Raw genomic sequence first — 11,935 nt, forward strand, 5'->3', positions numbered from 1 at the left:
TTGAAGCTAATGGACTAAGAAACCAAAATGAACAGTTAAGTAGACAGCAAAAAGACGGACTCTTTTCCCGAAAACTGGGAAAGGGGTCCGTCTTTTGCTTTGCATCTTTTTGCTGCTCCATCAAACTACGAGTTATTCAGTAGCCTCCAGCAAAACACACGGGACTTTTTGGATGAGCTCAACGCAGCGATGAGGACAAAGAGTGAGGGTTAGTACAACCGTCCCGAATAGTGGTTATATGTTTCGGGAAGGAAAGCCGGAAGAGTTCTTTTTATCTGGATCATCTTACCGTCGATGTAAAGTACAATCTCATTACTGATGTTTTCGTAACCGTAGGCAATGTTCACGATTCCGTGCCGTACCTCTCTCGATTAAATCGTCAGCGTAAAGGTTTGGCTTTGCAGTAGAAACACTCGCACTCGATGTCCGCTGATGGAGAAGTGTACGCGATCTCGTAACAAACGCAAGATCGTCACCCGGCACATCTGGGAAGACAGTTAAGAGCAAGTGCGATTAAACCGGCTCAGCAAGTCTGGCAAAAAACTGTACCGGAAAGCGCCCTGAAAAAAAAGAGAAACCCAACGTTTTGAAAGAAACTTGGGTTTCTCGACAATCTGACAAAGAGGCGTCCCTCTTTGTTTTTAGCTTACTTCGTATTTACATAACGCTCGCGATAAGCGCTACGACTGAAGTCCGATAGGCAAACTCGTTAAAGACTGGCCTGCAATCGACTCGGTTAAATGCTCGCCTACGTCGAACGCCTCCACCCGATGAATGCCGGCGAACCTTTTCACAAACGACGCTATAGCCATGTTCGCTTCCATCCGTGCGAGCGGTGCGCCCAAACAAAAATGAGGACCGGCTCCGAACGCTAGATGTCGTTGATTTCCCGGACGATGGATATCAAAAACGTCGGCACTTGCAAATTGGGATTTATCCCGATTCGCGGCTCCGATCCATGCCACGATCGCTTGCCCCTCCTTCATCTGGGGCCCGAAGACATTGGTATCTTGGGCTACCCTCCGATCCATCGAAGCGGGAAACCGGAAACGAAGCACTTCCTCGACTACATTGGGAACCAAGAGCAAGTCGGCTTTAAGTTCTTGATAGACGTTCGGCCCGTCGTAAAGCATGGAATAGAAAATATTGGAGAGCAGCGTGGTCGTCGTTTCGTTGCCCGCGCCGAGCAGGCCGATGGCCGACATGACCACTTCTTCATCCGTTAATCGTTCGCCATCCAGTTCGGCCTTGGTCAAGTCGGATATGATGTCATCTTCCGGGTGCTGCCGTTTCTTCAGGACAATGGGATACAAGTATTCCACGAACTCCTTCATGGCGATTCCTTTTCGCCTGTCGATATCGGCATATGCCTCCATGTTATACGGGAGGAAGAGAATATCGGACCATCCTTTGATCAAATGACGATCATTGGAAGGAACCCCCAGAAGATCCGCAATGACGGTAACGGGCAATGGAATTGCCAGCTTCTCCACGATATCGATAGTCGGGACGCCTTCCATGTCCGCAATCAACTCGTCAACGATACCCTGGATCCGCGGCTCCCACTCTTTGAGACTACGGGGAGTAAAGGCTTGAGAAAGGAGGGCACGCCGTTTCCGATGTTCCGGCGGATCCACCAAATTGACGTTGCTGCGGCTTTCAAGCCGATCGGGAATCGGAATCAAGCTTCTTTTCTTTTTGTTAGAGAACAGCTCATGGTCGAATAGCACGCGTTTAACATGGTCGTATAAGAACACGTTCCAAACATCTTGCTCGGCATCGTAATAGACGGGATTATTGTCCCTCATCTCCTTATACCAAGCATACGGTTCCCACCCAGCTTCCTTGGTGTTAAGCTTCGTGATTTCGTTCAGCAGGATCATCTGACGCTTCCCATTCATAATCGTTCCCTCCAAACCGGATTCATTTGCATGAATTGCGCGTTTTAATTTTACAATCGGCCTTCCTCTCATGATGATGTTTCTCAATAAATCATTAGAGCTCGAAAAACCTCCTTCCAGACGCAGCCATTATTGGCTTTGCCAAAATTCTATGTTAATCTTACATAGGTTAGTTTAACATATAATTCGAATTTCCGGTATTTGGATAACGCCGTTCACAAAAAATTCACTGAAGGAGGTCCCTATGTACGCGGACATCTTAATTCTGGGACAGTTATTATCCGGTCCGAAGCACGGCTACGAAATCAAAAAAAACGTTCAGGAAGCGCTAGGGGATTCGTTCGAAATCAACAATAATTTATTGTATCCTGCATTGCGGCGATTTTTGGAAATGGGTGCGATAAGCAAGAAGATCGAGAAAACGGAGGGTAAACCTGACCGGCATATCTATCTTTTGACGAACACAGGGGAAGAAATCTTTAATGAGCTCATTCGCGATTTTCCGAGGAAAACGGCTGCCAATTCATTGGATTTTATGGTGCGCGTCGCGCTGTTCGACCGATTGGACCCCAATGTGCAGCTCGAGATATTGCATAAACGGCTGGCGGTGTTGGAGGAAGAAATGGGGCGATACCGCAAATTCGATGAAATCCATTCGGAAAACCGTTTTGCCGCGGAAGTCATTCATTTCAGCAGGACGCAAACCGAGCATGAATGGACATGGGTGAAGAAGTTGATGTTGATCGCCCAATCGGCGGCCTCGGCTTCAGACCACGAAGATACATCCTTCTAATTGCTAACCAGTCAATCCCCTCCATGCAAACCATGCAGGAAGCACGCTATCGTTTACATGGAGGGGATATTAATACTGAACGATGTCTCTACTTTATTTCTTTTTCAATAAATCTATGAGTAGAGCAACAGGTTTGAACCGCTTAAAGGGCTTCAGCCACCGTTTCAGAACTACATTTTTTTTATTTGGGTGAGTTCTTTATTAATGGCGAATATGAGCTTGTCAGGGAAATTTTCCGGCGCCATACCTGCCAACATGTCAATCGTAAATCCTTGCATCATGGGGTATTGCGGCATGTCCCTGAAACTTTCTCCGAAATACTTATTCAGGACGATTTCCGCATCTTTGTTTGCAAACAGATCTTTAAACGTGCAGCGGGTGGAATACACATCGTCTGTAATCTGTAACTTCGCTAACTCTTCTGTACTCGTCTCGGGCAGTTCGAACCAGTTGTTAACTTCTTCGCCTTTATCCGCAACCGGCGGCGTTTCATAACTTACATTCGGTTCTTTCGCCTTATTAAACCATGCAAGATCTTGATAGGTTATGAGATTTTCACTTGCAACTGCACGGATTTCATTCATGCCCTCCGCCAGGACAACTCTCTCAAAGACAAAGATTTTCTCTTCACTGGATATAGATTGCAACTCTTCGCCATTCAAATAAAGCGTAACCTTATTGCAATTCGAATAGACCTTAACTTGTATGCTGTCCTCGGCCCGATCCACAAAGCGCTTGCTGGTAATATGGACAAATTTCTCGTTGGACCAATGGGCTTTGTACATATAGAAAGCATCCTTCTTAATCTTTCTATCGTAGGTGACCAGCCCTTTATTGTTTCTTCCTTTGACTCCGCCCTCGTCTCGAATATTGGCTCCAAAATCGAACATATTCCAAACATACGTTGCCCAAAGGAACGGCTTTTTCTCGAAAATTTTCCAAGCGACTTCATGATACAGCGCATGGTATTCTTCGGTGTAGTCTTTCACCTTCGGCTCAGCACTGTGGTATTGCACGATCCCTTCTACGCCGTATTCAGAAATACATAGCGGTCTGTCGGGATTAATCTCATGGAACTTGTCCAACCAAGGATCGAAATCTTCTGTCTTGCCGTGATACCAGCCGTAATACTTATTGTATCCGACCACGTCCGTCATGCGGTTGAATTCGTCTTTCTCGTCGACGAATAGAACGTTGGCCATCGTCGTTAGTCTGGTAGGATCTTCTTTTTTGGTCAATTCGTTTAACTCTTTAACGAGTTTTCTAACCTCCGGACGTTCTCCGCCGATTTGAATTTCATTCTGCAGCCCCCAGAATATGATCGAAGGGTGATTGAAATTCTGTTTGATCAATTCCAGCATCTGCTGCTTGGCATTGATCCCTTCCAATTCGTTCTGCGACATAATTGAAATGAAAGGAATCTCCGCCCATACCACCATGCCTTCTTTGTCGCACAAATCGTAAAAAGTTTGGCTGTGCTGGTAGTGGGCGAGTCGAAGGGAAGTCGCTCCGATTTCTTTGATCAATGCCATATCTTCGATTTGCTCTTGTTCCGTAATGGCCCAGCCCATATCCTTCCTGTCCTGGTGTCTTGATACGCCGTACAACGGCAGTTGCTCGCCATTCAAGAAGAAACCTTTCTCAGAGTCGACATGAAAGTACCTAACGCCGAACGGAATCGCGATTTCATCCACCGTGTCGTTAAAGCTAGTCATGGAAACGGTAGCCTGATACATATAGGGATTATTTCTTCCGTGCCAGAGAATCGGACTGTCGATGACGCATGCCAGCGTTTCCGTTCTTGACTCGCCTGCGGCCAAGACGACTTCCTTGGCGGCATAAGTTACGGAACCGCCATCGGCATCCTCAATATCTGCCCAAAGCCTGACTTTCTTCTCCTCGTCGCTGTCATTTACCAATCTGGATTCGATTTTGAGATGGGCTTTTTCTTTCGACACCTGTTCCTGTACGATATAAACGCCGCTCGAACCGTAATCCATCGCGTCGAAATGAACCGGATTCGTTATAAGGATGTTCACATCGCGGTATATACCGCCATAGAAAGTAAAATCCGCTTTCTGAGGATAGACGTCGTCCACGACCGTATTATCCACCTTAACAGTGATCACGTTCTTCGATCCAAAGGCAACGTCAGCTGTAATGTCAAATCTGAAGGTTGAGTAACCGCCTTTGTGCTGACCCGCATGCCGACCGTTCACATAGACATCGGTAATGCTATTGGAACCGTTGAATTCGATAAACACTTTCCTACCCTCATTGGAAGAATCAAGGACGAGCTCCTTTCTGTACCAGCAAGCGCCTTGGTAATATTCATACCCGTTCGCCCCATCGACCGCATTCCAGGTGTGTGGGAGACGTACTTCGCTCCAATGGTCGTCTTGGTAAGATACGGCTTCAGCCAGCTCATCGTTATGGCGTATAAAACGCCATGCATCATTTATCGAATTGATCTTTCTCATTCTACTCGCTCCCCCAGAGACTCAGTCTCAATAATTGGTGTTACCGTTATCCTCCTATGATAAAACGAATAGCTTCTCGCCTCTAACACTCTTACGACTTATCGACTAACGGTCTGACGACTTCTTATCTATAGAAAAAAAATCCCCTCACGATACAGGAGCGGATTCCGCGCCTGCCTTCGTTAAGGGGAACGATGTTCTTCGTTTAATAGGCCGTCCAGCCCGCATCCGCGGTAACCGTCGTGCCGTTGACAAAGCTGGAGTCGTCGGAGGCAAGGAACAACGCAACCTTCGCGATGTCTTCCGGTTGGCCAATGGCGGGGTTAATACCCATGCCGATCTGTGTACGTTCCGCACCGAAAGGATTCGGTGCCGTTATGGTCAACGCGATATTCGTTGCGACCCCGCCCGGCGCGATCGCATTGCAGCGTATGCCTTGCGTCGCATATTGGAAGCCGACGTTTTTTGTAAATCCGACTACGGCGTGCTTTGAAGCGGTATAGGCAGCGCCCGCCCGGGAACCGAACAAGCCGCCGGCCGAAGCGATATTCACGATGACTCCTTTCTTCTGGCCGATGAAGATAGGAAGAACCTTCCGCGTCGTACGCATTGGACCGGTCGTGTTCACGGCGAACACCTTGTCCCATAGCTCGTCCGTCAAGTCCCCAGCAGGAACAAAATTGTCCATGATGCCGGCATTGTTGACGAGAATGTCCACGGTACCGTACGTTTGAACCGTTATGTCGATCAAGCGTTGAACGTCTTCTTCGATGGCGACATTAGTTGCCGCCGCGATAGCCATTCCGCCTTTCGCTCCGATTTCCTTGGCCACTTTGCCTGCGTTATCAGCATTCAGATCGGAAACGACCACTTTCGCACCTTCTTCGGCGAAGAGCTCCGCGATTGCTTTGCCCATCCCCGATGCCGCTCCAGTAACGATCGCTACTTTGCCCTTAAGTTTCATCTAATCAACCTCCTTGGTTCCGACTCTTCGGAATACCCGGTTCTTCTATTTATTCTTCGATAGCAGCTAAATCAGAAACGATGAGTGCCAATACTTCCGCAGAGACATTCGCCTGCGGGAATGCTGCCAATTGACTGAGCGAAAAAGCTCCAGCCATTCCAGTCATTGGGTTAGTCGAAAATCCTTGGATATATTTGTCCAGCACGACTTTCGCTGCAGCGTTCCCCAGCAAGTCTCCTACTTTGGAATTTTGATCGAATTTCATTGTCGTATTCACCTCCTTTAAGTCATGCGATCGTATGCTTGCTAAGTACAATCATATCCTTTTGACCCAAGCTGGACTAACGGTTAGACGACATCTCGAATAACACTTTCACGACTTCTGCGCCCTCTTTATTGGTACCCGAACAATTTGATTTTCAGCAACGTAGGCTTCTCATACCGCATGATTGCGACCTCGTCCCCATTCAGCCGCCGGGTCATTTTCCAATTCCCTTGTTCAAACCGCCCTTCTTCCAGGGATAAGATATCCACGTTGGGCTTTGTCGGATTTGCGGAGAAAGGGAAGACGGCACAGCCACTCGCAATGATATAAAACTCGTCCGCGGTCTTCTTCAGCACAAGGCACACCCCATCTTTCCGAGTCAAAAGGGGCATATTCATCATTACTTTGAAGCCATACTCCCCGAACATCATCGTGTCCTGATCCGGACGTTCGACGATCGCGGCCTGCAAATCCGATGTCCCGTATTTTTCTGTCAATAACGGCATCATGCTGTTAATCGTTTTGTTATACCATGCGTATTCCTCTACGTTTTGAGGTGTTCTCAACATGGGGTCGGAAGTATCCACGCCGAAAAGATAGCTGTCGATAGCCGTAAATGGCTCTCCCATGTCCTCAAAACCGAACGGAGCAAATCCCAACGCATGATAATGCCCCACCACATAAACCAGCCTCGGGCCTGCGTAGCTATGGGTCGCCGTCTCTGGAATAAAGAGAGGGTTGTCCATCTTGACGTACTCGTCGCACACGTCGCAGAAATTTTGAACATAAATATCCGGTGCGATCACATCCACATTAGGCGCGCAGCATTTCCACACTTCCATCATCCGGGATACCGGCCCGCCGCTCGGATACTTCCCGGCCTTCTGCCCTTTGTCCAACCAGCAGTTGGACATCATAGGCAGGGGATAAATCTCCTTGCCAGCAGCAGCTACTTTATCTATATAACTTGCAACGTGATACGCACTGAATATTTCTTCCGCTGCATCTCCGAACACCGCCTGCCAGTTACCGCTCTTCGCGCCATTCTCGACGGCCTGGCGGACATCCGCGGCCATGGTTCCGGTGTGCGTAATCATATAATCGACAAATGGCTGCGGGACATTCGCTTCAAACAAAGCATCGGCCGTATCGGAATGTTCTCTCGCAGCCCCTTGCAGACCCGGTTCGTTCTCCACCTGAATCAAAATAACCGTTTGCTCTTTTTCGTCCGCTTTTTTAATATGCAGCATCAATTCCCGAAACGCTTTGGCATCCGCCGCACAGGTTGCTTCGCAAAGATAGGAAAGCGTTGTATATGACATCCCATGGAAATCTTTTAAATCTGTCCTATTGTTGCCTTTCTCAACTTCTGCTCTTTTGAAGCGTTCCAAGTCCGTCTTGACCCACGACGGCGCATAATAACACTGCGCGTTTTTCCAGGCGCCAAACCATAAGAAGCCAAGTTTCATCTCATGCCTTCTCGCTTGAGCAATCAGTTCATCCACGATTCGGAAATCAAACACGCCTTCTTCGGGTTCGACCATTTCCCAAGTCACGGGCAGCAATAAACTGTTCATGCCGAGCCTAACAGCTTTTTCCCAGATGGGTTCCATATATTCAGCGGATGATGAGCTTGAATTATGGACCTCTCCCGCCAGCATAATAAACGGTCTCCCTTGATCGACTAGAAGGTGTTCTTTTCTTTGCAGCACTTGATTCAACATGTAAATCCCCCTCTTAATGTATGTTAATGGTGTTTACGAATCCGCCATCCCGCGAAGAATCGCCAACAACTCTTGTTGCACAGCGGTATCTCTTGCAACACGAGGCAGAGCGGCAGGACGTCCGGACTCGAAGTACAATCCGCTCCGGCCGTCATCGGCCGGCGAGGTTGCCGCTTCGAATATGCGCATGGCTCCATACTCAGGCGGGACGAAGTACCAGCGAATCAACCGGAACCATACCGGCATCGAAAGCCGTTAGAACAGCGACCGGGCGTCTTGCGCTCGGATTGTCATTCATGTTTTACCCATCCCCTTTCGTACTTTGTTTCATCATATCTTCTTGCCCTTGGGCGGACTAACGGTTAGACGACATACTGAATAACACTTTCACGACTAAAAAAAGAAGCTGCCGCATTGAACGACAACCTCTTCATCTTATTTGCCGGGCTGGTTGCGAAATTCCGTTGGCCCTGTTCCCACATACTTTTTGAATATTTTTGCAAAGTGGGAGAAGTTCGTGTATCCAACCGAAGAAGCGACGGCGCTTACGGACACGTTCGTTTGGAGCAGCAGCTCCTTCGCTTTATTAATTCTTTCCAATAAGACGTAGTCCGAAATGGAGTATCCCGTTTCCTTTTTGAAAATTCTGGATAAATAATCGGGGTTCAAATAAACCTGCTCAGCGATTGTCTCTCTCGACAAGTCTTGATCCATATTGAGCGAAATGTACCGTTTAACGGTTAGAACGACAGTATCGTTTTCCTTGACCGCTTCCGCTTGATACATGGCTTTGTTAACGGCATGATGAACCCAGACAATCATATCGGTAACGGAACGCCCCGCCATTTCCGATAAGCGCCTTGACGGTTCATCCCCGAATAACTGGTGAGCCTGTATGCCATTCGTGTTCAGAAACGTATACAGAACCTGGATAAAGTTCTGACTGAATTGATGCAGCGTATCCGCATTGATCTCATGATTGGTAACGAGATCGTCTAGGTATTTCTCCACTTCGTGCTTGACGGATTCCTTCGTTCCGGTTTTCAACAACGAAGACAAAGCGCCGAGTTCAGGCAGCTGTGCCGGGTAATCCGCTTGCTCCGTACGGTCGAGAGCCAATACCCGATTGATGTACGCAACGTTGTTCCGGTCGCGATCCCGCAGCGCCGCGACTATTCCGGCCATCTCATGAGCTTCTGCTGAACGTCCCAAATAACAGGAAAGGTTGCAGTAGAAATAGCGATGGCAAGACTCCACATAGAGATCGGCGGCTTCCCTTAGCCTTTCCTCATTCCACGGGACATCCCTTTCCGACATCAAGATCACGAGCAGCAGCCCTCTGTCGAGCTGAAAACAGATTCCGTTATCATGGCTTCCGATAAGCATCTCTTGCGCGGAATTTTTAAGCGCGTATTCAAGAATTTTCTCGTCTCTGCTCTTCATCTCTTTGTTCCAGCGTTGGATGGAAATCAAGATCGGAAAGAAAACCGAATCTTCCGTAATCGGGATATGATGCTGTTCGACCTGCTCCCGAATCGCGGCTTGTTGGCTAGGGATCGAATGGTGGATCAAATCGAACCAGAATCGTTCGATGATGAACGATTGATTTTTCTGCCACAATTGATGGAATTTAACGTTACGATTGTTTTCGCTGTTCTTGTCGATTACGGCTTGGGCCTTTCGAATAGCGTTCTCCAGCTCTTCCGCGAGCACCGGCTTAAGCAAATAGTCAAGACTGCCGAGCGAAAGCGCTTCTTTCGCGTATTTAAAGTCGGCATGGCTCGTTAAAAAAATCGTGACCGTGTGAGGATAATGTTCCTTTACCCATGTCAGCAATTCCAAGCCGTTCCCTTGCGGCATCTCGATATCGCATAACAGAATATCGATTCTTGCGCTTTCGAACCATTCTTTCGCCTGCCTAATATTATTGGCGGTATACAATTCCGAGATCCCTAGTTTTTGCAAATCGAGATCCGCTTTTACGCCTTCGATGGCATGAATTTCGTCGTCGACGATGAGCAAATGGTCGTTCATTGCTTGTCCTCCATTAGGGGATTAATCGGGAGAATGATGAATACAGACGCGCCGCCGATTTCCGGATCGTTAGCGTAACGAATGGGTACCGAATCTCCATACAATAGCATCAGCCGTCGCTGAACGTTCCATATTCCGGTATGCTCTCCACGTTCGTTTTCGACGCTTCTGCCCGCCTGCAGTTCGCGAAGCACCTTTTCGCCGAACCCGCAGCCCGTATCTAGAATGCTGATTTTCACCCAGGATCCGCTGTCTTCGTCCACAAAGTCAATCCGTACGGAAATATGGACGGGTCTGTCCATCGTGACCGCGTGTTTAATCGAATTTTCGACGAACGACTGAATGACGAGGGGAGGAATCGGCGTATCCGTCAAGTAGTCCGGGACTTCAAGTGTCCACGTCAGTTTCTCCGGAAAACGCAAGGCTTGAATTCCCAAGTAGTTCCGGGTGTGCTCCAGCTCGTCTTTCAATGGAACGAATGACGTATTGCTTCTGAACATGTAACGGAAATAGTGAACCAATGACCGCGTTAATTTCATCGTTAATTCATAATTTTTAACCTTAGCCAAATTATAAACAATATTTAGCGAATTCAGGAAAAAGTGGGGGTTAACCTGCAGCTGCAGCCGCTGCAGCTCTTCCTTCTGCTTGTTTAACTGCTCTTCGTAAACGTTGACGCGAAGCGTTTCGATTTCAGTCATCATGGAGTTGAATGATTCTCCTAGTATTCTGAACTCCTCCGAACCGCCTTTGTGCATGTCGACCCGAATGCTCCAATCCCCGCCTCGGACCTTCTTCATCGAGAGAAGGACCCGGTATAACGGCACGAGTATGGCCTGCCTGATGGAATACAGCCCGATCGGGATAAAGAGCAGGGAAGAAGCGGTAATTATCCATATGATCCCTTGCAGGTACGGCAGTCTATCCAAGATGAGGTGATCCGGTATGACGGCGACCAGCTTGAAGTTGCCTCTGACGGAAGCCGAATCGACGATCAAATATTTCCGGTCGGAACCGGTCAAATAATAGTCGCCTTCGCTTTGGTGCAGCTGGATTCCGTTCTCGTCGACAAGCTCCGTGTCCGTAATTGGTTCTCCCTGGTCATTCGCGAGCAATACGCTCCCCCCTTCTCCGATCTGAAGAGATTGGAGGGGCGCCATCAATTGGTCGGTTCTCACCCAGCCCCCCAAATACACGCTGCCGTATCGGACGATATCGATAAGATAATCATTTTGCCCGATTCGGGCGTAATGCCATCTTTGCGCCGAGTTACCTTTAAAAATGCTGGCCGATCGGATAAGATCGGAGACATATTGTTGGATGAGATCCTTTTCCTCCAACGTTAAGTTTTGCGTCTTATTCACATCCATAAACTCTTGCCGTTTCTCCGCATAAACGAAAAAAGAACTCAGGGAGTCGTATAAAGCGATATCCTTGCCCAATTTGTTAAACAAAAACACCTTCGAATCGTAATAATCCGCATCCGATTCGGCCTGATCAAGAGAAACCAAATCAATACCCGATAACATGGAGTTCAAATAGGCATCGACATCGTTTAATCCGGAATCGATCTGTTTCATGTATAGTGTCAGCATGTTTTTATACGAATCCGCGACCTGCTCCCTAACGACATCAATGGCATAAAAGTTGTTATATAAAAGCATGCTTAACAGCGGTCCCGTCATGATCAGCACGCTTAAAATCAACTTGAAATTCAGGGAACCCCGTTGCAGCAACAATCCGGGTATCTTCATATTCCTGGCTCCTTAATCGG

The 11,935-nt window shown here is 48.0% G+C and carries 9 protein-coding genes and 1 pseudogene; 2 read left to right on the forward strand and 8 right to left on the reverse strand.

Features of this window, described 5'->3' with window-relative positions; all coding sequences use genetic code 11:
• Nucleotides 1–196: 196 nt before the first annotated feature.
• Nucleotides 197–383, forward strand: a pseudogene (locus ACN6MW_RS07295) (IS5/IS1182 family transposase); the annotation flags it as partial.
• 297 nt (nucleotides 384–680) lie between these two features.
• Here ACN6MW_RS07295 and ACN6MW_RS07300 read toward each other — a convergent pair.
• Nucleotides 681–1,901: a cytochrome P450 gene (locus ACN6MW_RS07300; RefSeq protein ID WP_419874869.1), complete on the reverse strand. Its 1,221-nt coding sequence runs from the start codon at nucleotides 1,899–1,901 to the stop codon at nucleotides 681–683.
• A gap of 244 nt (nucleotides 1,902–2,145) precedes the next feature.
• On the opposite strand from ACN6MW_RS07300, the gene ACN6MW_RS07305 reads away from it, so the two are divergent.
• Nucleotides 2,146–2,694 (forward strand): PadR family transcriptional regulator, encoded by a 549-nt coding sequence (locus ACN6MW_RS07305; protein ID WP_419874870.1) that lies wholly within the window; start codon nucleotides 2,146–2,148, stop codon nucleotides 2,692–2,694.
• A 170-nt stretch (nucleotides 2,695–2,864) separates the two neighbouring features.
• Here the strand turns inward: ACN6MW_RS07305 and ACN6MW_RS07310 are convergent, their stop codons facing one another.
• The 7 genes from ACN6MW_RS07310 to ACN6MW_RS07340 form a co-directional block, all read right to left on the reverse strand.
• A complete protein-coding gene (locus ACN6MW_RS07310) occupies nucleotides 2,865–5,174 on the reverse strand; it encodes a glycoside hydrolase family 2 TIM barrel-domain containing protein (protein WP_419874871.1) in 2,310 nt (769 codons plus the stop codon).
• Nucleotides 5,175–5,379: 205 nt separating this feature from the next.
• Nucleotides 5,380–6,138 carry an SDR family oxidoreductase gene (locus ACN6MW_RS07315; protein WP_419874872.1) on the reverse strand — a complete coding sequence of 253 codons (759 nt, stop codon included), beginning with the start codon at nucleotides 6,136–6,138 and terminating at the stop codon, nucleotides 5,380–5,382.
• Between the two features lie 49 nt (nucleotides 6,139–6,187).
• Nucleotides 6,188–6,403: a hypothetical protein gene (locus tag ACN6MW_RS07320; RefSeq protein ID WP_419874873.1), complete on the reverse strand. Its 216-nt coding sequence runs from the start codon at nucleotides 6,401–6,403 to the stop codon at nucleotides 6,188–6,190.
• Nucleotides 6,404–6,531: 128 nt separating this feature from the next.
• Nucleotides 6,532–8,127, reverse strand: coding sequence for a DUF5597 domain-containing protein (locus tag ACN6MW_RS07325; RefSeq protein WP_419874874.1), 1,596 nt, complete (start codon nucleotides 8,125–8,127; stop codon nucleotides 6,532–6,534).
• Between the two features lie 33 nt (nucleotides 8,128–8,160).
• Entirely contained in the window at nucleotides 8,161–8,316 is a 156-nt protein-coding gene (locus ACN6MW_RS07330; protein WP_419874875.1) for a hypothetical protein, read from the reverse strand.
• A 246-nt stretch (nucleotides 8,317–8,562) separates the two neighbouring features.
• The gene (locus tag ACN6MW_RS07335) at nucleotides 8,563–10,161 is read right to left on the reverse strand and encodes a response regulator transcription factor (protein WP_419874876.1); all 1,599 of its coding nucleotides are present in this window, start codon (nucleotides 10,159–10,161) and stop codon (nucleotides 8,563–8,565) included.
• A complete protein-coding gene (locus ACN6MW_RS07340) occupies nucleotides 10,158–11,915 on the reverse strand; it encodes a sensor histidine kinase (protein WP_419874877.1) in 1,758 nt (585 codons plus the stop codon). The genes ACN6MW_RS07335 and ACN6MW_RS07340 overlap by 4 nt, the downstream gene beginning before the upstream one ends.
• Nucleotides 11,916–11,935 lie beyond the last annotated feature (20 nt).

Origin of the sequence: Pristimantibacillus sp. PTI5 (genome assembly GCF_048572955.1) — a bacterium.
Classification (GTDB): Bacteria; Bacillota; Bacilli; order Paenibacillales; family Paenibacillaceae; genus Pristimantibacillus.

What these genes read in the sequence shown, in the direction of transcription:
- ACN6MW_RS07300 (WP_419874869.1), bottom strand. Translation starts at nt 1,901, where the DNA reads ATGAATGGGAAGCGTCAGATGATCCTGCTGAACGAAATCACGAAGCTT.
- ACN6MW_RS07305 (WP_419874870.1), top strand. Translation starts at nt 2,146, where the DNA reads ATGTACGCGGACATCTTAATTCTGGGACAGTTATTATCCGGTCCGAAG.
- ACN6MW_RS07310 (WP_419874871.1), bottom strand. Translation starts at nt 5,174, where the DNA reads ATGAGAAAGATCAATTCGATAAATGATGCATGGCGTTTTATACGCCAT.
- ACN6MW_RS07315 (WP_419874872.1), bottom strand. Translation starts at nt 6,138, where the DNA reads ATGAAACTTAAGGGCAAAGTAGCGATCGTTACTGGAGCGGCATCGGGG.
- ACN6MW_RS07320 (WP_419874873.1), bottom strand. Translation starts at nt 6,403, where the DNA reads ATGAAATTCGATCAAAATTCCAAAGTAGGAGACTTGCTGGGGAACGCT.
- ACN6MW_RS07325 (WP_419874874.1), bottom strand. Translation starts at nt 8,127, where the DNA reads ATGTTGAATCAAGTGCTGCAAAGAAAAGAACACCTTCTAGTCGATCAA.
- ACN6MW_RS07330 (WP_419874875.1), bottom strand. Translation starts at nt 8,316, where the DNA reads ATGCGCATATTCGAAGCGGCAACCTCGCCGGCCGATGACGGCCGGAGC.
- ACN6MW_RS07335 (WP_419874876.1), bottom strand. Translation starts at nt 10,161, where the DNA reads ATGAACGACCATTTGCTCATCGTCGACGACGAAATTCATGCCATCGAA.
- ACN6MW_RS07340 (WP_419874877.1), bottom strand. Translation starts at nt 11,915, where the DNA reads ATGAAGATACCCGGATTGTTGCTGCAACGGGGTTCCCTGAATTTCAAG.